At 70.0% G+C, this 19,772-nt stretch carries 13 protein-coding genes; 3 read left to right on the top strand and 10 right to left on the bottom strand.

The features are described 5' to 3' along the window. Window positions 1-32 precede the first annotated feature (32 nt). The 5 genes from ACZ4XJ_RS23200 to ACZ4XJ_RS23180 form a co-directional block, all read right to left on the bottom strand. Window positions 33-908: a carbohydrate ABC transporter permease gene (locus tag ACZ4XJ_RS23200; RefSeq protein WP_362877978.1), complete on the bottom strand. Its 876-nt coding sequence runs from the start codon at window positions 906-908 to the stop codon at window positions 33-35. A gap of 109 nt (window positions 909-1,017) precedes the next feature. Next, the gene (locus tag ACZ4XJ_RS23195; protein ID WP_383993590.1) at window positions 1,018-1,926 is read right to left on the bottom strand and encodes a carbohydrate ABC transporter permease; all 909 of its coding nucleotides are present in this window, start codon (window positions 1,924-1,926) and stop codon (window positions 1,018-1,020) included. Window positions 1,927-2,021: 95 nt separating this feature from the next. Then, a complete protein-coding gene (locus ACZ4XJ_RS23190; RefSeq protein ID WP_468497199.1) occupies window positions 2,022-3,422 on the bottom strand; it encodes an ABC transporter substrate-binding protein in 1,401 nt (466 codons plus the stop codon). A 218-nt stretch (window positions 3,423-3,640) separates the two neighbouring features. Continuing rightward, entirely contained in the window at window positions 3,641-4,651 is a 1,011-nt protein-coding gene (locus tag ACZ4XJ_RS23185; RefSeq protein ID WP_468497198.1) for a LacI family DNA-binding transcriptional regulator, read from the bottom strand. A gap of 173 nt (window positions 4,652-4,824) precedes the next feature. Then, window positions 4,825-9,111 (bottom strand): galactose-binding domain-containing protein, encoded by a 4,287-nt coding sequence (locus ACZ4XJ_RS23180; RefSeq protein WP_468497197.1) that lies wholly within the window; start codon window positions 9,109-9,111, stop codon window positions 4,825-4,827. A gap of 213 nt (window positions 9,112-9,324) precedes the next feature. Here ACZ4XJ_RS23180 and ACZ4XJ_RS23175 point away from each other — a divergent pair, with 213 nt between their 5' ends. Beyond that, window positions 9,325-10,941 carry a sensor histidine kinase gene (locus tag ACZ4XJ_RS23175; RefSeq protein WP_468497196.1) on the top strand — a complete coding sequence of 539 codons (1,617 nt, stop codon included), beginning with the start codon at window positions 9,325-9,327 and terminating at the stop codon, window positions 10,939-10,941. 11 nt (window positions 10,942-10,952) lie between these two features. Further along, window positions 10,953-11,636, top strand: a complete 684-nt coding sequence (locus tag ACZ4XJ_RS23170; RefSeq protein WP_468497322.1) for a DUF7342 family protein — start codon at window positions 10,953-10,955, stop codon at window positions 11,634-11,636. Window positions 11,637-11,666: 30 nt separating this feature from the next. On the opposite strand, the gene ACZ4XJ_RS23165 is transcribed toward ACZ4XJ_RS23170, so the two are convergent. The 3 genes from ACZ4XJ_RS23165 to ACZ4XJ_RS23155 all read right to left on the bottom strand — a co-directional run bounded on the left by ACZ4XJ_RS23165 (window position 11,667) and on the right by ACZ4XJ_RS23155 (window position 16,015). After that, window positions 11,667-13,259 (bottom strand): solute symporter family protein, encoded by a 1,593-nt coding sequence (locus tag ACZ4XJ_RS23165; RefSeq protein WP_468497195.1) that lies wholly within the window; start codon window positions 13,257-13,259, stop codon window positions 11,667-11,669. Continuing rightward, the gene (locus tag ACZ4XJ_RS23160; protein WP_362877971.1) at window positions 13,256-13,741 is read right to left on the bottom strand and encodes a DUF485 domain-containing protein; all 486 of its coding nucleotides are present in this window, start codon (window positions 13,739-13,741) and stop codon (window positions 13,256-13,258) included. The genes ACZ4XJ_RS23165 and ACZ4XJ_RS23160 overlap by 4 nt, the downstream gene beginning before the upstream one ends. A gap of 153 nt (window positions 13,742-13,894) precedes the next feature. Further along, complete coding sequence (locus tag ACZ4XJ_RS23155) at window positions 13,895-16,015, bottom strand: DNA gyrase/topoisomerase IV subunit B (protein WP_362877970.1); 2,121 nt, start codon at window positions 16,013-16,015, stop codon at window positions 13,895-13,897. Window positions 16,016-16,462: 447 nt separating this feature from the next. Between ACZ4XJ_RS23155 and ACZ4XJ_RS23150 the strand changes: the two genes are divergently transcribed. After that, window positions 16,463-16,699: a DUF7455 domain-containing protein gene (locus ACZ4XJ_RS23150; protein ID WP_362877969.1), complete on the top strand. Its 237-nt coding sequence runs from the start codon at window positions 16,463-16,465 to the stop codon at window positions 16,697-16,699. A 200-nt stretch (window positions 16,700-16,899) separates the two neighbouring features. Here the strand turns inward: ACZ4XJ_RS23150 and ACZ4XJ_RS23145 are convergent, their stop codons facing one another. Both ACZ4XJ_RS23145 and ACZ4XJ_RS23140 read right to left on the bottom strand, forming a co-directional pair. Beyond that, window positions 16,900-17,754 (bottom strand): S1 family peptidase, encoded by an 855-nt coding sequence (locus tag ACZ4XJ_RS23145; RefSeq protein ID WP_362877968.1) that lies wholly within the window; start codon window positions 17,752-17,754, stop codon window positions 16,900-16,902. Window positions 17,755-17,892: 138 nt separating this feature from the next. Further along, complete coding sequence (locus tag ACZ4XJ_RS23140) at window positions 17,893-19,467, bottom strand: RNA polymerase sigma factor (protein WP_468497194.1); 1,575 nt, start codon at window positions 19,465-19,467, stop codon at window positions 17,893-17,895. Window positions 19,468-19,772: the final 305 nt, after the last annotated feature.

The following is a 19,772-nucleotide window of genomic DNA, read 5'->3' as shown; positions in this document are numbered from 1 at the left end:
GGGCGGCTCGGCGGTGGTCCCGGAACGGTCGGTCAGCCCTTGAGGGAGCCGGCCGTCAGGCCGCTCATGATGTTGCGCTGGAAGATCAGGAAGATGACGAGGGTCGGCGCGGAGGCCATCGCGAGGGCGGCGATGAGGTGGTTCTCGGGAACGCCGCTGGCCAGCGAGTAGATGCCGACGTTGAGCGTTTGCAGGGCGGGGTCGGGGAGGGTGAGCATCGGCCAGAGGAAGTCCTTCCAGACGCCGACGATCGCGAAGATCGAGACGACGCCGAGGACCGGCCGGGACATCGGCAGGACCACCGAGCGCAGGATGCGCAGGGCGCTCGCGCCGTCGATGGCGGCGGCGTCGAGGATCTCCTTCGGGATGGAGTCGAAGAACCGCTTCAGCAGGAAGATGGAGAAGGCGTTGGTGACGGCCGGCAGCCAGATCACCCAGGGCGTGTTGATCAGGTTCCGCTCGATGATCGGCATGTCCAGGACGGTCAGGTACTGGGGGACGACCAGGACGGTCGCCGGGATCATCAGCGTCGCGAGCATCATGCCGAGCACGGCCTTGCCGAAGACCGGGCGCAGCCTGGACAGCGAGTACGCGGCGGCCACGTCCAGGACGAGCTGGAAGGCGAGCGCGCCGAAGGCGTAGTAGAGGGTGTTGAACAGCAGCTTCGCGAGGTCCATGACCTTCCAGGCGGCCGTGTAGTTCGCGGTGTGCAGGGAGTCCGGGACCAGGGTCGGCGGGACCAGTGCGAACTCCTCGGTGCTCTTGAGGCCGTTGGCGACCATCCAGTAGAGGGGTCCGAGGAAGACGAGGGTGAAGCCGGCGACGACCAGCGCGAGGACGGTCCAGTAGAGGATCCTGCCCCGGGCGCGGCCGAGGCGGACGGGCGATATCAGGGTGCGCTCTGCCACGGGAAGGACTCCTTGTCGGCGCTCGTGGTCGGCGGTCGGTGCTCGGCGGGCGATACTCGACGGTCGGCGGGCGATACTCGACGGTCGGCGGTCGACCGAAGGCTCCCGGTCAGCTCTCGTTGTCGCGGCTGAGGCGGACGTACAAGGCGGAGAAGCCCGCGAGGAGCACCAGCAGGCACAGGCCCATGGCCGCGGCGCCGCCGTACTGGTTGAAGTTGAAGGCGTACTGGTAGATGAGGACGACGACGGTGGTGGTCGAGCCTTCGGGGCCGGCGCCGCCGGTCAGCAGGAACGGTTCGACGAACACCTGCATCGTCGCGATGACCTGCATCAGCAGCATCAGCGAGAGGATCAGCTTGGTCTGCGGAATCGTGACGTGCCAGATCTTGCGCAACAGGCCCGCCCCGTCGAGCTCCGCGGCCTCGTACAGCTCGCCGGGGATGCCCTGGAGGGCGGCCAGGTAGATCAGGGTCGCGCCGCCCATGTTCATCCAGGTCGAGGCGATGACCACGGACAGCATCGCGGTGTCGGTGGACTGCAGCCAGTCCTGCGGAGGCAGGTGCAGGAACTCCAACGCCCGGTTGAACAGGCCGTACCCGGGGTCATAGAAGTACTTGAACAGCAGGACCGAGGCCACCGGCGGCATCATCACCGGCAGGTAGACGAGCAGCCTCAGGTAACCACGCGCGTGGCGCAGCTCGTTGAGCACGAGCGCGATCACGAAGGGGACCGCGAAGCCGAGCACCAGGGCGAGTCCCGTGAAGAGCAGGGTGTTGCGCCAGGCCTGCCAGAAGCTCGGGTCCCCGAAGACGTACGCGAAATTGTCCCAGCCGACCCAGCGGGTGGTTCCGCCTTCCGTCTTCTGGAAGGCCAGCAGGAACTCCCGCACCATCGGGTACCAGGAGAAGAAGGCGAAGCACAGGACGGCGCCGATCAGGAAGCCGTGGGCCGTGAGGTTGCGCTTGAGGGCCCGGACGAACTCCGGGCGGGAGGCTCGGGGGAGGGTGGGGACCGGCATCGCCGCTCGCTCCTTGCTGGTCGTCGCTTCGGGTCCGAGGGGCGGGTGGGACCGGGGCCGGCGGCCGCGCCGCCACCCGGGCCCACCCGCGGCCCTTACTGGTTCCCCAGTACCTGGTTGACGGCCTTCTCGGCGTCGCCGAGGAGTTGCGCGGGGTCGGCGTCCTTGTTGGTGAGCACTCCGGACATCACCTTGTCGAGCACCTTGTAGACCTCCTGGGCCTTCGGCGGCTCGGCCTTTCCGGGGACCGGGTTGTCCAGGAAGCTCTTGAAGTTCGCGACCGGCATGGTGGCGCTCGCCGCCTTCAGCCGGTCGTCCTCGGTCCTGCTCGCGCCGGTGAAGAAGGCGGGCTGCGGGAGACCGACGGGCAGGCCGTCCGCCTTGCTGCGGTCGTAGCGGAACTGCCCCTTGCCGACGGCGAGGGTCTTGAAGTTCAGCCAGGCCACGGCCGCCTTGACCTTGTCGGGCGAGCTGCCCTTCTTGATCACGTAGCCGTTGCCGCCGGCCAGGGTGGACGCGCCACCGGGGATCGGGCCCATGCCGAAGTTCTCGTACTTCGCACCCAACTGCTGGACCATGTACGTGATGTCGTCGGGCGCGGCGAGGAACATGCCGAGCTTGTCCGCGGCCATCTGCTTCTGCAGGTCGCCCCACTTGAGCAGTTGGGTGCGGCCCATGCTGTCGTCGTCCCAGCGCATGGCGCGCAGGTTGTCGACGATCTGCCGGCCGGTGGCGTTGTTGAAGGCGGCCTTGCCGTCGGCGCCGACGATGTCGCCGCCCAGTCCGTACATGGTGGCCGTGTAGTGCCAGCCTCCGGTGTTCTCCACGCTGTACTCGCCGAAGCCCGCGGTGCCGTTGCCGAGCGCGGCGATCTTCTTCGCCGCGGCCCGGACCTCGTCCCAGCTCCGGGGCGGGGAGTCGGGGTCGAGGCCCGCGTCCCGGAACAGCTTGCGGTTGATCAGCAGACCCATCGTGTAGTTGCTGGTGGGCAGCCCGTACAGCTTGCCGTCCTTGCGGAGGACGTCGAGCACGTTCTTGTCGATGTCGCCCAGGGCGGGCACCGAGGCGGGGGTCACGTACGCCGAGATGTCCTCGGCCCCGTCGTTGTCCAGCACCTGCTGGAGGTCGGTGAAGTAGGTGTAGAAGACGTCCGGTTGGGACTTGGCCTTGAGCATCGCCGTGAAGCGCGGGGGCTCCAGGCACTGTCCGGGGGTGGAACGGCCGTCGATCGTGACGTTCGGGTAGGTCTTGTTGAACTCCGCCACGTCCTCCTTCCACTCCTTCAACTCCGCCGCCTTGGCCGCCGGCGGCATGCAGTCGATGGAGAGGGTGACCTTGGTCTTCGGGTCGAGCGGGGCGGAGGCGTCGGTGGAACCGCCGCTCGGCTGCTCCTTCGGGTCGTCGCCGCTGCTGCTCGTACCGCAGGCCGCGAGGGCGGTCACGGCGAGCGCGGAGACGAGGGCGGCCGCGACGTTGCGGCGGACGTTGGTTCTCATCGGTGGTCCCCTTCGAGCTTCGGACAGGAGGCGTGGGGGCGAGCGCGGCACACTCAACCACCACCGACAGATGGACGCAATATCTCGCGCAGACTCCGCAATACATTGGCAGGGGAGTGTTGTGCTGGGGACACGAAAAGGGCTCCGGAACGTCAACTGACGTTCCGGAGCCCCGAAGCCCGAGGAAGCCGGGCGCCCGAAGGGCGGGTAGATGCGCGCTACGCGCGCGGCGCCTTGGCCGTGGAGCCGCGAACCACCAGCTCCGGCTCGAACAGCAACTCCCCCGGCTGCACGGCGGCGCCCTGGATCTGCGCGGTGAGCAGTTCCACCGCGGCCCGCCCCATGGCCTCGATGGGCTGGCGGACGGTGGTCAGCGGGGGCTCGGTGCAGTTCATGAACGCGGAGTCGTCGTACCCCACCACGGAGACCTCGCCGGGGACGTTCAGGCCGCGGCGCCGGGCCGCCCGTACGGCTCCCAGGGCCAGCGGGTCGCTCGCGCAGATGATGCCGGTGACCCCGCGGTCGAGCAGGCGGGAGGTGGCCGCGTGACCACCCTCCAGGGAGAACAAGGTCCGCTCCACGTGCGCCGCGGGCAGCTCGGAGCCGGCCGCCGCGGCGACGGCCTGGGCCGCGACCAGCTTGCGCAGGGAGGGGATGTGGTCGGGCGGGCCCAGCACCAGGCCGATCCGCTCGTGCCCCAGGGAGGCCAGGTGACGCCAGGCCTGCTCGACCGCGACGGCGTCGTCGCAGGCCACGCACGGGAAGCCGAGGTCCTCTATGGAGGCGTTGATCAGCACCACCGGAACCTTGCGCTCCGACAGCAGCCGATAGTGCTCGTGCGGGGCGTCGGCCTGGGCGAAGAGCCCGCCGGCGAACACCACCCCGGAGACCTGCTGCTGGAGCAGGAGCTCCACGTAATCGGCCTCGGAAACCCCGCCGGTGGTCTGCGTGCACAACACGGGGGTGAGGCCCTGTTGGGCGAGGGCGCCGCCGATGACCTCGGCGAAGGCCGGGAAGATCGGGTTCTGGAGCTCCGGCAGCACGAGGCCGACCAGGCGCGCGCGTTCGCCGCGCAGCTGGGTGGGGCGCTCGTACCCGAGCACGTCGAGGGCGGTGAGCACGGATTGGCGGGTCGCCTCCGAGACGCCCGGCTTGCCGTTGAGCACCCGGCTGACCGTTGCCTCGCTGACTCCCACCTTCTTCGCCACTTGAGCAAGTCGTCGCGTCATGAACGCAAGAGTAGCGCAAGCGATGCAAATTCCTTGCAGTTCGGTTACAGCCAGTTTGGCTGGGGTTCGGGCGGACCCGACAGGGCCGACTCTCGGCCACGGGCCCTGGAAAGGGCCGGACGCCGCCCGGGAGTTCCCCGAGCGGCGCCGACCCTTCGTGCCCGTGCGCGCGGCTACGGCAGCCGGTCGATCCGGAACGTCGAGGTCGTGTTCCGAATGTCCACGGCGTTGTCGCCGGTCCGCAGGTTGTGGAGGGTCACGGAGCCGACCGCCGGCCCCTGGCCCGCCTCGGGCATCTCGTTCGCCCAGAGGCCGAAGCCGGACTTGGCGTCGAAGGCGTCACCGCTCTTCCTGGCCCCGGTGATGGTGATGTCCCTCAGGACGGTGTCCTTGATGGGGTTGACCGGCTGACCGCCGACGTACTGCGTCTGGAACATGATGCCGCTGTACGTCGGATCGATGATGTCCACGTTGTTGATCCGGATGCCCTGGAACACCTTGGAGGCGGAGAACAGCCAGATCCCGGGGAAGGTCTGGCCGCCCCAGAAGTGGCCGCCGGACCGGATGACGGAGATGTTCTCGAAGGTCGTCGGTTCCGTCCCGAACCCGTTCATCGGGTATCCGAAGTCCAGCGAGCTGATGGTGATGCCCGAATAGACGAGGGTGTCGGCGATGTGGATGTTGCGGAAGGTGTTGTTGAAGCCTCCGTAGACGGCCACCCCGGCGGCGCGCCAGGTCAGGATCGTGGTCAGGTTCTCGTAGACGTTGTTCTTCATGTCCGCGCCGCCCGCGTCGATCGCGGAGAACAACGCGAAGCTGTCGTCGCCCGTGGCCCGCGCCTCGTTGTTGGTCACGAGGTTGTCGGTGCTGCCGTTGGTCATGTTGATGCCGTCGGCGAACATGTCGCGGATCCGCGAGTTCTTGATGGTGATCCGGTCGGTGTTGGCGCCCCAGTACAAGCACACCATGTGTTCGTTCCAGATGTTGTCGATGGTGATGTCGGAGACGCCCGCGAAGTCGAAGACCTTGCCCGGCCCGTCGATGCGCGAGGTGTAGTTGCCGAAGTAGGCGAAGCCCGAGAAGGAGGAGCCCTTCGCGGTGGCGTCGGCCCGCCAACCGATGTCGGTGTTGTCCTGCGTGGACGGGGCGTGGAAGCGGGTGAACCACGGTCCGGCGCCGACCACCTGCACGGCCTTGCCGTACACCTGGAACTTGCTCGCCGTCTGGTAGTCGCCGGGCGGCAGGTAGACGCCGACCAGCTTGCCCGTGGGGTCCATCCGTACCTTGTCCAGGGCGTTCTGCACGTCCTGGTGGCCGAAGCCGGCGGGCACCGCGTACGTCTGCGGGTTCGGGTTCGGGGCGGTGATGGCCTGCTCCAGGCTGACGAAGTCGATGGCGTAGGTGGAGGTGTTGGCGGCGTCCTTCTGCAGCCGGATCCGACTGCCCTTGGGAACCGTCTCGCCGAGCAGGATGTTCGCCTCGTCGTAGATGTGGCGCGGCGCCCCGGCACTCGGCGCGTTGCCCGGCGAGGCCTCGGCCCCGTACAACCAGGCGTACTTGGAGGTCAGCGGCAGCGCCTTCTTGAAGACCCCGTCGACGTAGACGTTGATGGTGGAGTCGATGCCTCCGCCACCCGGAGCGTCCGGGATGGAGAAGCGGATGACCAGGGTGTTCGTGGTGGCCCGAGTGGTGAACTCGACGTACTCGCCCGTCGCGTCGAGGCTGACCGCCTTGCGGCCCGAGGCCTCGCCCGCGATGTCACCGATGGTCCGGTTGGGGCCGACCACCGTCGCCCCGCTCCCGGCGACCGCGTCCTCCGCCTCGTACATGTCGAAGGGCATGTTCGCGCCCCGACCGACGAAGAACGACCTGGTGGAGGTGTTGTTGGCGCGCTTGACCGGCAGTTCGGCCGCGTCGTCCGCGAGGACGACCTTGACCGTGTACTTGCCGTTCGCGGCCGGCCAGCTGCCGAGCGCGATCGGGGCCGTGGCCGCGCCGGCGGCGAGGGGCCCGTCGAAGGATCCCGTCAGGGTGCGGACGGTGGCGCCCGCCGCGTCCTGGAGGGTGAGCGTGACCGCGTGCGGGCCGCCGGCCGTGGCGATCGTGCCCTGGTTGCGGACCGTGACGGCGAAGGCGACCGGCTTGCCCTCGGACGGAGCGGACGGCGCCCAACTCACTTCGGAGGCGACCAGGTCGGAGCTGTCCACCCCACGGACCACCAGCGGGGGGCCGGTGAACGAGTTGTTGCTGTCGTTCTGCTCCACCACGGTGTTCGCCTCGTCGACGACCGCGCCGAGGGAGTACGTCCCCGCGTCGCGCGCCCCGATCCCGGCGCTGACGGTGGCGCTCGCCCCGGCGGCAAGCGCCGGTACGGCGGCCGTACCCACCTTCGTGCCGCCGAGCGTGAAGGTCACGGCGGTGGCGGGGGCCGGAGCCGGACCGCTGTTCTTGACGGTGGCGGAGAGCGTGAGCGGGTCCGACTCCACGGGAACGGCTGGCGCGGCGCTCAGCCCCGTGACCTCCAGGTCCGGGTTGGGCGCCGGCACCCCGATGATCTGGAACTCGGCGATCTGCCCGTTGGAGGAACCCGTGTTGGAGGTGAAGCGCAGCTGGACGTCGGCGACGCGGGCGCTCAGCGGGATGGTGACGGTGTTGCCGGACGCCGGGTCGAAGGCGTAGTCCTTCGCGGCGACCAACCCGGTGACGGAGGAGCCGCTCTGCTCCCGGCCGAGGACCTGGATGTTCTGGGTGCGGGCGCCCCAACCGCTGTCCGGGTTCAGTTTGAGAACGAGGCGCTGCAGATCCGCGTTGGCGCCCAGCTTGACCGTCAGCGTGCTCGGGTACGCCCCGGCGGCGCCCTCCCAGTACGTGGCGGTGTTGTTGTCGGTGGCGTTCTCCGCGACGAAGGTGTGGATCACGGAGGAGCCGGTGACCGGTTTGCCGACGGCCAGGTTGGAGCCGCCGCCCCCGGTGCCGTTGCGGGTGACGGAGTTGCTGTCGCCGGACCGGTTGCCTGCCGCGTCCTTGGCGCGGACGACGTAGGTCACGGTCGCGGTGGCCGGCTGGGTGTCGCTCCAGGAGGTGGTGTTGCCCGCGACCGTCGTGCGCAGCACGTTGTTCGCGTAGACCTCGTAGCCGGTGACCCCCACGTTGTCGGTGGAGGCCTGCCAGGACAGTCCGATCCGGTCGGCCGCCTGTTCGGTCAGGGTGAGGGCGCCCGGAGCGGTCGGCGCCTGGGTGTCGCCGGTGTCGGCGGCCCGGGTCACGGTGTTGCTGTGGGGCGACTGGTTGCCGGCCGCGTCCCTCGCGCGGACGTGGTAGGTGATCGTGGTCCCGGTGGGTTGCGTGTCGGTGTAGGTGGTGACGTCACCGGCGACGCTCGTGCGCAGCTGGTTGTTGGCGTAGACGTCGTAGCCGGTGACGCCGGTGTCGTCGGTCGCCGCCTTCCAGGTGAGCTTGATCCGGCCGGTGGCCGGCTCGGTGTACGCGAGCTCCGTGGGGGCCGTCGGCGCGGCGGTGTCGCCGGTCCGTGGCCCGTAGACCGCCAGTTCGGAGAGCTGGCCGCCGGGTTGCTCGGTGTTGGCGGAGATCCAGACGCGGAGGTACCGGGTGGTGGCCGCGTCGAAGGCGATGGTCACGGAGTTGCCGCCGGCGGCGTTGAACAGGTAGCCCTTCGAGGCGGTCAGGTCCGTGTGGTCGGCGCCGTTGGCGCTGCCCTGGATCTTGAGGGTCTGGGTGCGGGCGCCCCAGGTTCCGGGCAGCCGCAGCACCACCCGGTCGACGCGTACGGAGGAGCCGAGGTCCACTTGGAGCCACTGGGGCAGCGCGCCGTTCGCGCTCTCCCAGTAGCTGGCGGTGTTCCCGTCGTTGGCGTTGGCCGGCAGGTAGGCCTGGGTGCTGCTGCTCGCGGTCAGGGTCCTGCCGCGCGCCAGGTCGAGCGACGACTCGTCCGGGGTGCGCACCTCCAGCTCGGAGAGCTGGGCGGCCTGCCAGCCGGTGTTCGCGGTGACGGCGATCCGTACGTACCGGGTTTGCGTGGCGGGGAAGGTGACGGTCACGGTGTTCCCGTTGCCGGGGCCGAAGACGTACGCGGCCGACGCGACCAGGGTGTTGAAGGCGACGCCGTCGCCGCTGCCCTGGACGGCCAGAGTCTGGGTACGGCTCTCCCAGGACGTCGGCAGCTTCAGTACTACCTGGTCGACGCGGGCGGTGGCGCCGAGATCGGTCTGCACCCACTGCGGAAACGTTCCGCCCGCGCTCTCCCAGTAGGTGGCGGGGTCGCCGTCGGTGGCGTTGGCGGCGCCGTGGACGCCGTTGCTGCTGCTCGCCGTGGCGGGCCTGCCCGCCGCGATGCCCGGACCGCCCGCGGCCGCGGCGGTCAGGGCGGGCCAGCCCATGATCAACAGAGCCGTACTGAGGACGGCGGCCAGCGCCCGCCACCTCCAGGTGTGCCTTCTCATAGGTCCTCGTCCCTCGACATGAACTCTCGGAAGCGGGTGAGACAGGATTTTGCGTACTGCCGTGCGAGAATTGCAGAGCCCTGCTCAATCGTCCACACTTCTGACCGCACTTTCACGCCCGCATCACTTGCGCAAGCTGGGTGTAAATAACGCAAGCCATTTGCGTGGACGAGAGAATTCCGCTGAGGCTGAAGCCGACCTACGGTGCTAGGCATGCGGTTCCTCCCCACCAGCGCTCGGCGCCTCGGGCTGCCCAGACGGGCCGCCTCCCAGATCCTGCTCACCCAGCTGGCCCTCGCGGCCGGGGTCCTCGCGCTGGCCACCGGTCTGTTCCTGGCACCGCTGAGCGCCCAGCTGGACGACCAGGCCATGCGCCGCGCCCTGGCCATCGCGCAGAGCGCGGCCGCGGACCCGTCACTGGCCGCCGACCTCCTCGGCGCGGGCCCGGCGGCCGACACCCCGGTCCAAGCCGCCGCCGAACGGATCCGCCGGGCGACCGGAGCCGAGTACGTGGTCGTCCTCGACCTGCACGGCATCCGACGCTCCCACCCGAGCCCCGACCGGATCGGGCTCCCCGTGTCCACCGACCCGGGCGACGCCCTCGCCGGCCGTGAGGTGATGGAGATCGACGAGGGCACGCTGGGGCGCTCCGCCCGCGGCAAGGTCCCGCTCGTCGCCGCCGACGGGGAGATCGTCGGAGCGGTGTCGGTCGGCATCGCCTACGACAACGTCCGCGACCGCCTGGTCGCCACCATCCCCGGGCTGCTCGCCTACGCCGGCGGCGCCCTGGCCGCCGGCGCGCTCGCCGCCTACCTGCTGTCCCGCAGGATCCACCGGCAGACCAGGGACCTCGCCTTCTCCGACATCGCGGGCCTCCTCGCGGAGCGCGAGGCGATGCTGCACTCCATCCGGGAGGGCGTCATCGCCCTCGACGGGAAGGGACGGATCCGGCTGGTCAACGACGAGGCCGCCCGGCTGCTGGGCCTCACCCCGGACACCGCGCACACCCTCGCCGGCCTCCCCCTCGACGAGGTCCTCGGCGCGGGCCGCACCACCGACGTCCTCTCCGGCCGCGTCACCGGCCGCGACCTGCTCGCCGTCCAAGGCCCCCGCGTCCTGGTGGCCAACCGCATGCCCACCTCGGACGGTGGCGCCGTCGCCACCCTGCGCGACCGCACCGAACTGGAGCACCTGGGCCGCGAGCTCGACTCCACCAAGGGTCTGATCGACGCACTGCGCGCCCAGGACCACGAACACGCCAACCGGCTGCACACCCTGCTCGGGCTGCTGGAACTGGGCCTGCACGAGGAAGCCGTCGAGTTCGTGAACGAGGTCGTGGGCGTGCACCGCACCACGGCCGAGCAGGTGACCGAGCGGGTCCACGACCCCCTGCTGGCAGCCCTGCTGGTGGGCAAGGCGACGGTCGCCGCAGAGCGGGGCGTCCCGCTGCGGCTCGCCCCGACCGCCCTGCTTCCCGACCGGCTCGTGGATCCCGGCGGCCTCGTCACCATCCTCGGCAACCTGGTCGACAACGCCCTGGACGCGGCGGCGGGCTCGGCCGCGCCCCTGGTCGAGGTCGACATCCGCGCGGACGGCCGCAGCGCCGTCCTACGGGTGCGCGACAGCGGCCCGGGTGTTCCCCCCGGGCACCGCGAGGAGGTCTTCACCGAGGGCTGGTCGACGAAGCAACCCCGGGCCCACCGCGAGCGCGGACTGGGCCTCGCCCTCGTACGCCGCCTCGCGGAGCGGCAGGGCGGCAGCGCGCGGGCCGGTGAGACCGCGGACGGAGGGGCGGAGTTCTCCGTCGTACTCCCGGAGGCCCTGCGGTGAACGAGACCCCGATGCAGGTACTGGTCGTCGATGACGACGTACGTGTTGCCCTGATCAACGCGGCCTACGTGGCGAAGGTTTCCGGGTTCCGGGTCGCCGCGCAGGTCCATTCGGCCGCCGAGGCACTGGAGTTCCTCACCGCCCACCCGGTGGACCTGGTCCTCCTCGACCACTACCTACCGGACGAGAACGGCCTCGACCTGGTCCGTCGGCTGCGCCAGCTCGGCCACCACACCGACGTCATCATGGTCACCGCGGCCCGCGACCTCACCACCGTCCGGGCGGCCATGCGCCTCGGCGCTCTCCAGTACCTGGTCAAGCCGTTCACCTTCGCCGGCCTGCGCGGCAAGCTGGAGGCCTACGCCACCCTCCACCGCTCCCTGGCCGGCGGCGGAGAAGCCGAACAGGCCGAGGTGGACCGGATCTTCGGCGCGCTCGCCGCGGCCGGAACCCCCAACGAACTGCCCAAGGGCCACTCCCCCACCACGGCGGAGCTGGTCCGCCGGGTCCTGCGGACCGCCGAAGGCCCCCTGTCCACCCAACAGGTCGCCGACCGGGCCGGCATCAGCCGCCAGACCGCCCAGCGCTACCTGAAGCTCCTCGACCGCGCCGGCCGGGTCACCCTCGCCCTGCGCTACGGCGAGACGGGCCGCCCGGAACACCGCTACTCCTGGCAGCCGCCCGGCGGAGGCTGAACATGGTCGCGAACCCCACCGACCGGCCGGCTACACCGCCCCGGCCCCCGTCAGGGAGCGGACCTCGGTCTGCGCGTGCTTGCGCTCGTCCGGCTCCTCACCGGAGGTCACCGTGCCCAGCCAGCCCGCCAGGAAGCCCAGCGGGATCGAGACGATCCCCGGGTTCTGCAGCGGGAAGTACTGGAAGTCCACCCCGGGGAAGAGGGACTCGGGACTCCCCGAGACCACCGGTGACAGCGCCACCAGCAGCACCGAGGGAATCAGGCCCCCGTACACCGACCAGACGGCCCCCCGCGTGGTGAACCCGCGCCAGAAGAGCGAGTACAGCAGCACCGGCAGGTTCGCCGAGGCCGCCACCGCGAAGGCGAGCCCCACCAGGAAGGCCACGTTCAGGTCTTGGGCGAGCAGGCCCAGGCCGATCGCCACCGCGCCGATCCCGACCGCCGCCAGCCGCGCCACCGTCACCTCGCTGCGCTGCCGGGCGTGCCGGCGCTTGAGGGAGGCGTACAGGTCGTGCGCGACGGAGGCCGACGAGGCCAGGGTGATCCCGGCGACCACGGCGAGGATGGTGGCGAAGGCGATGGCGGCGACGAAGGCGAACAGGACCGCGCCTCCCGTGGACCCGGCGCCCCCGCCGAGGAAGGCGGCCAGCAGCGGCACGGCCGTGTTCCCCGAGGCGTTCGACGCGCGCACCGCGTCGGGCCCCACGAGCGCGGCCGCGCCGAAGCCGAGCACGATGGTCATCAGGTAGAAGCCGCCGATCAGGCCGATCGCCCACACCACCGACCGGCGGGCGGCGCGCGCGGTGGGGACGGTGTAGAAGCGCGACAGGATGTGCGGCAGGCCCGCCGTCCCGAGCACCAGGGCGAGGCCCAGGCTCATGAAGTCGAAGCGGGAGGTCCAGTCGGCGCCGTACTTGAGGCCGGGGCTGAGGAAGCGGCTCCCGTGACCGCTGCGGTCGGCGGCGGTCGTGAGCAGCTGGTCGAAGTCGCCGTGGAAGCGCAGAAGGACGAGGACGGTCAGCGTCACGGCCCCGCCCATCAGCAGCACGGCCTTCACGATCTGGATCCAGGTGGTGGCCCGCATGCCTCCGAAGGTCACGTAGACCACCATCAGCGCGCCGACCCCGATCACGGTCAGGGTCCTGGCCCCGGGCCCGGAATCCCCGAGCAGCAGCCCGACCAGGCTGCCCGCGCCGACCATCTGGGCGATCAGGTAGAGCACCGAGACGACCACCGAGGAGGTCCCGGCGGCGATCCGTACCGGTCGCTCGGCCATCCGGGCCGCGACGACGTCGGCGAGGGTGAAGCGTCCGCAGTTGCGGACCAGTTCGGCGACCAGGAAGAGGACCACGAGCCAGGCGACCAGGAAGCCGACCGAGTACAGCAGGCCGTCGTAGCCGAAGAGGGCGATCAGCCCGGAGATCCCCAGGAAGGACGCGGCGGACATGTAGTCGCCGGCGATGGCGAAACCGTTCTCCAGGGGGGAGAACAACCGCCCGCCCGCGTAGAACTCCTCGGCGGAGCCGTGCCGGTTGCGGCTGACCCAGGTGGTGATGCCCAGGGTGACGGCGATGAAGAGGCTGAAGAGGATCAGCGCCAGGGTCTGGTGTTCGGTCGTCACCTGCCCTCCCCCCGGGCCCGGTTCCGCTCCTGGTCGCGCTCCTGCTCGAAGACCGTCCACCGCAGATCGAGCGCGGCCCGGTCCCGACGCAGTCGGGCGTGCCGGGCGTAGGCCCAGGTCAGCAGGAAAGTGGTGAGGAACTGGCCGAGCCCCGCCAGCAGGGCCACGTTGACCGCGCCCACGACCGGCCGGGCCATCAGGCCGGGCGCCGCCGTGGCCGCGATCACGTAGGCGACGTACCAGAGGAAGAAGCCGATGGTCGCCGGGATGACGAACCTCCGGTAGCGGCTGCGGACCTCCTGGAAGGCGGCGCTGCGCTGCACTTCCAAGTAGATGTCGGACGCGCCGGGCGCGGGGCGATCCCCGGGGGCCTGGTGCGGCGGGACCGTTTCCTCAACCTCGCCCCAGCCCACGGCCAGCGCGTCGTACCAGGGGTCGTCCAGCCGGATCGTTCCGGCATCGCGACCATCGTGCTTGTCCACCGAACTCTCCTTGTCCGCCGCCGCATTGGCCGCGTGCCCACAAGGATGTGCGGAATGAATCGTTTCCGGACTGGTGTCCCGGTGCTCTTCACTCCTTCAGGTGATGGAGTGAAGAGCACCGGTGTGCCGTGGCGCCGGAGGGTGTCCGCCCGGTCAGGCGTCGATGCGCGAACGGTCCAGGGTCGCCGCCGAGCTGGTGATGAACTCCTTGCGCGGAGCCACCTCGTTGCCCATGAGCAGGTCGAATACCTGCTCGGCGCCGTCCAGGTCACCGATGTTGATCCGGCGCAGCGTACGGAAGCGGGGATCCATGGTGGTCTCCGCGAGCTGGTCGGCGTCCATCTCACCGAGGCCCTTGTAGCGCTGGATGGCGTCCTTGTACCGGATGTTCTTGCGCTGGTACTCCAGCAGGGTCTGGCGCAGCTCGTTGTCCGAGTACGTGTAGACGTACTTGTCCTGGCCGCGCTTCGGCTGGACGAGCTCGATCCGGTGCAGCGGCGGTACGGCCGCGAAGACCCGGCCCGCCTCGACCATCGGCCGCATGTACCGCTGGAAGAGCGTGAGCAGCAGGCAGCGGATGTGCGCGCCGTCCACATCGGCGTCGACGAGCAGGACGATCTTGCCGTAGCGGGCGGCGTCGAGGTCGAAGGTACGACCCGAGCCGGCTCCTATGACCTGGATGATCGCGCCGCACTCGGCGTTCTTGAGCATGTCCGAGACCGACGACTTCTGGACGTTGAGGATCTTGCCGCGAATCGGCAGCAGCGCCTGGAACTCCGAGTTCCGTGCGAGCTTGGCCGTACCGAGGGCCGAGTCGCCCTCGACGATGAACAGCTCGCTGCGGTCCACGTCGTCACTGCGGCAGTCGGCCAGCTTGGCCGGCAGCGAGGAGGACTCCAGCGCGGTCTTGCGGCGCTGCGCCTCCTTGTGCTGACGGGCCGCGATCCGGGTCCGGGCGGCCGCGACGATCTTCTCCATCACGGAGCGGGCCTGCTGCTTGTCGTCGCGCTTGGTCGAGGTCAGGAAGGCCTTGAGCTCCTTGGCGACGACGGCGGCGACGATCCGGGTGGCCGCCGAGGTGCCGAGCACCTCCTTGGTCTGGCCCTCGAACTGCGGCTCGGCGAGGCGGACGGTGACGACGGCCGTCATGCCCTCCATCGCGTCGTCCTTGACCACGTCGTCCTCGGCCACGCGCAGCAGCTTCGCCGAGCGCAGGACCTCGTTCACGGTCTTGGCGACCGAGCGCTCGAAGCCCGAGACGTGGGTGCCGCCCTTGGGGGTCGCGATGATGTTGACGAAGGACTTGACGTTGGTCTCGTAGCCCGTGCCCCAACGCAGGGCGATGTCGACGCCCAGCTCGCGGGTGACCTCGGTCGGCGTCATGTGCCCGCGGTCGTCGAGGACCGGGACGGTCTCCTTGAAGGTGCCCGTGCCGGTGAGGCGCAGCACGTCGCAGACGGCCTTGTCCTGGGCCAGGTACTCGCAGAACTCGCTGATCCCCCCGTCGAAGCGGAAGATCTCCTCGGTCTTGCCGGCGCCTTCGAGGGCGCGCTCGTCGCGGACGACGAGGGTCAGGCCGGGTACGAGGAAGGCGGTCTGGCGGGCGCGCTGGTAGAGCGTCTCCAGGTTGAGCCGGGCGTCCTTGAGGAAGATCTGCCGGTCGGCCCAGTAGCGGACCCGGGTCCCGGTCTTGCCCTTGGCGATCCGCTTGACCTTGCGCAGGGCGTGGTCGGGGTCGAAGGGGCCGTCGGGGCCCTGCTCGGTGAACAGGCCCGGGACGCCGCGACGGAAGCTGATCGCGTGCGTCGAGCTGCTCCGGTCGACCTCGACGTCGAGGCGGGCCGACAGGGCGTTGACGACGGAGGCGCCGACGCCGTGCAGGCCGCCGGAGGCCGCGTACGACCCGCCGCCGAACTTGCCGCCGGCGTGCAGCTTGGTCATGACGACCTCGACCCCGGAGAGGCCGGTCTTGGGCTCCACGTCGACGGGGATGCCGCGGCCGTTGTCCCGGACCTCGACCGAGCCGTCCTCGTGGAGGATCACCTCGATGTGGTCGCAGTACCCGCCCAGGGCCTCGTCGACGGAATTGTCGATGATCTCCCAGAGGCAGTGCATCAGGCCTCGGCTGTCGGTGGAGCCGATATACATGCCGGGGCGCTTGCGAACGGCCTCAAGGCCTTCGAGGACGAGCAGGTGCCGCGCGGTGTAGTTGGAACCGTCCCGGTCTGCTCCGGACAGCAGCGCGCTGGAAGGCACGGACGTGTCGGCGGTCACGCAGTTCGCTCCTCGCTGAATTTCTTTTCTGGCCCGGTCGGGCGCAAGGGTGGCACAAGTGCCGGTCCGAGGGTACCGAGGCCTGGTAGAGCCGATGCAACGCCACCCTCTCGCGTTCCTCAGCCTAGTGCAGATCCGCACGGGTGTTCGATCCCCCGCGAGGGTGAAGCAAACATCACGTTCCCTTCCAGGCATGAACCATTTAGTGTTCGGGCACGTCCTCATGCACAACCGGCGCTCACGCCGGGGAGGACACGAACTGCTACAAGCGAACGACTGACAACGCGAAACCGTAAAGCAACGCAATACGGCTCCTTCGCCGCCAACCGGCAACAGCCGGCCAGCTTCGGAAGGAAGTTTCGAGGAAAAGCCGCGAGCGGGAACGTTTTCGGCCTGGTTGGATGTTGACCCTGGTACGACAGCTCGTCGAGCTAGAGAAGAGGCGACGTGACTACTGTTCTGACACCCGCGACCCCGCTGACGGCCGCTGACCGATGCGACCGCTGCGGCGCCCAGGCATATCTGCGCGTCGTCCTGCTGAGCGGTGGTGAACTGCTCTTCTGCGCCCACCACGGGCGTAAGTTCGAGCCGGAACTCAAGAAGATCGCCGCGGAAATACAGGATGAGACCGAGCGGCTTACGTCCGCTCCGGTGGCCGCTGCCGCCGACACCGAGGACCGCTGACACCTAGCCTGCGCCTCGCATCCGACGAGCATGGACCGGCCCAGGCCGGTCGACGGGCGGCATCTCTGAGACCCAGGGATGCCGCCCGTCCTCATGCCCGGGGGGTTTTTCACCGCCCCGGCCCACCCGCCTCGACCCACACGCCCCCAGCGGGGGCGTGAGAGGCGCCTGGAGGCTCTCCCGGCGCCTACGAGGTGTGCTCACACCGCGTCGGGCCGCGCGCTCCCCTGCGGGCCGTTCACGAACTCCATCAACGGGGCGACCCTGGTGTAGACGCCGGGGCTGTCGGCGCGCCCGCAGCCGCGCCCCCAGGACACCAACCCGATGAGGCGCCCGCGGGCGACCAGCGGCCCGCCGCTGTCCCCCTGGCAGGCGTCCTTGCCGCCGTCGGGATGGCCCGCGCACACCATGGAGTCGGGTCGGTACTGCCCGTCCCGGTCCCCCGGGTAGGCCCGTCGGCAGGTGTCGTCGTCCAGCACCGTGACCGGCGCCGCCCGCAGCCCGTAGGCGTAGTCGCCGAATCCGCTCGTGTCGCCCCAGCCGTAGACGGTCGCCTCGGTGCCGGGGTCGTAGGCGTGGTCGCCCGCGCCGGCCATGGGGAGCACGTGGTCGGCGGGCACCGCCTCGGCCAGCTCCAGGACGGCCAGGTCGCCGGCGTTGCTCGCCGGGTCGTAAGCCGGGTTGACCCGGGCCGCGCGCACCGCGATCTCCCGGCCGTCAGCGGCCCGCAGCTCCGTCCGCCCGGTGATCACCCGGAAATCGGCGACGGATGCCACCGGCCCGCCCAGCACCTGGCTGCCCAGGCAGTGGGCGGCCGTCACCACCGTGGTCGGGGCGACGACGACACCCCCGCAGAACTGCCCGTCACGGGTACCCCCGAACCGGTCACGACTGGCGAGGGCCACCACCCAGGGGTTGTCGCCCGAGGTCACGGGCTTCCCGCCTATCACCACGCTGTCCGCGGCCGCGCGGGGGGCCTGAGTGAGCGGCGCGGCGGCCGCTCCCGTCACCAGCGTCAGCGCGCCCGCCAGGGCACGGGCAAAGGGACGACGCATGAGGCCTCCTGACTCCGAGTGTGTATGACTCCACCCAGAGTGGTGTGCCCTGTGGCCGTGCGCACCCGCGCGGCCTCCCGCGTACGCCCCGTCGGGACCGGTCCGTCGCGGCCGGTCCCCCAGGTCGGCCGCGAGTGATCAGTCCAGGTAGTCGCGCAGCACCTGCGAGCGGGAAGGGTGCCGCAGCTTCGACATGGTCTTGGACTCGATCTGTCGGATGCGCTCGCGGGTGACCCCGTAGACCTTGCCGATCTCGTCGAGGGTCTTGGGCTGGCCGTCGGTGAGGCCGAAGCGCATGGAGACCACGCCCGCCTCGCGCTCGCTCAGCGTGTCCAGGACCGAGTGCAACTGCTCCTGCAGGAGCGTGAAGCTCACGGCGTCGGCCGGCACGACCGCCTCGGAGTCCTCGATCAGGTCGCCGAACTCGCTGTCACCGTCCTCACCGAGCGGGGTGTGCAGGGAGATCGGCTCGCGGCCGTACTTCTGGACCTCGATGACCTTCTCGGGGGTCATGTCGAGTTCCTTGGCCAGCTCCTCCGGGGTGGGCTCGCGGCCCAGGTCCTGGAGCATCTGGCGCTGCACGCGGGCGAGCTTGTTGATCACTTCGACCATGTGCACCGGAATGCGGATGGTGCGGGCCTGGTCGGCCATGGCGCGGGTGATCGCCTGCCTGATCCACCACGTGGCGTACGTGGAGAACTTGTAGCCCTTGGTGTAGTCGAACTTCTCGACGGCGCGGATCAGACCCAGGTTGCCCTCCTGGATCAGGTCCAGGAAGAGCATGCCGCGGCCGGTGTAGCGCTTGGCCAGGGAGACCACGAGGCGGAGGTTGGCCTCCAGCAGGTGGTTCTTGGCCCGACGGCCGTCCTCGGCGATGATCTCCAGCTCGCGCTTGAGCTTGGGCGCGAGCTTGTCGGAGTTCGCCAACTTGTCCTCGGCGAAGAGGCCTGCCTCGATGCGCTTGGCGAGCTCGACCTCCTGCTCGGCGTTGAGGAGCGGGACCTTGCCGATCTGCTTGAGGTAGTCCTTGACGGGGTCCGCGGTGGCGCCGGCGACGACGACCTGCTGGGCGGGGGCGTCGTCCTCGTCGTCGGAGATGACGAAGCCCTTGTTCTCCCCGCTCTCCTCCTCCTCGTCCGCCTCGCCCTTCGCGGCGTCGGGGCCGTCCTCCGGGGTCTCCCCGTCGGCCTCGTCGGAGTCCTTCTTGGCCGCGGTCTTCTTCGCCGCCGTCTTCTTGGCAGCGGTCTTCTTCGCGGGTGCGGCCTTCTTGGCGGTGGTCTTCTTGGCCGCGGCCTTCTTCGCCACGGGTTCGTTTTCGGGCTCCGCGGTGATCGCGTCGGCGGCGGCGTCCGTCGCCCCGGGCTCGGCCGGACCGGTCTCGTCGGTCACGGTGCGGGCTGCCGTCGCCGTCGACGCGACGGTCTTGGTCGCCGTCCGCTTGGCGGGGCTCTTGGCCGCGACGCTCTTGCGGGTGGTGCGCTTGGGCGACTCCGCGGCACTGACCATCAGCGTCACACCCTCTTCCTCAAGGATCTGGTTGAGGCTGCGCAGGACATTCTTCCACTGGGTCGCAGGAATCTGGTCAGCCTCGAAGGCCCGACGCACGTCATCGCCGGCGATCTGCCCCTCGGCCTTGCCTCGCTCGATGAGCGCCATCACAGACTCGGAATCGGCGATCTCCGACGGGAGCGTACGGGATGTGCTGGCCGACACGAACAACCTCTCGGAACGATGGAAACGGCTTCCGACCCCGGCCTGGTGCTGGACCGGAGCCGACGACACCGACTGGGGATGGGCCGGGGGCGCGGGCAGGGGCCGGGGAGCTGCACAGCATCCCCAAGGGCTGCTGTCTTCCCTCCGTCGGCCATCACCTCTTACGTCATCGCGTGACGTCGCGGAGCGTTACGCCCCTATCTTGGTGGCCAGGGTCACACGGAGCCCCGACCGACACCGTTCGTACGCTCACACAAACGCGTCCGGGGGCTACGAACAACCCCCGGACGCCGGTGTCGCCGGAC

This window comes from Streptomyces sp. NPDC029836 (assembly GCF_055574495.1).
Note: the sequence above shows the minus strand (reverse complement) of the source record. Positions and strands in the feature narration are given on the sequence as shown.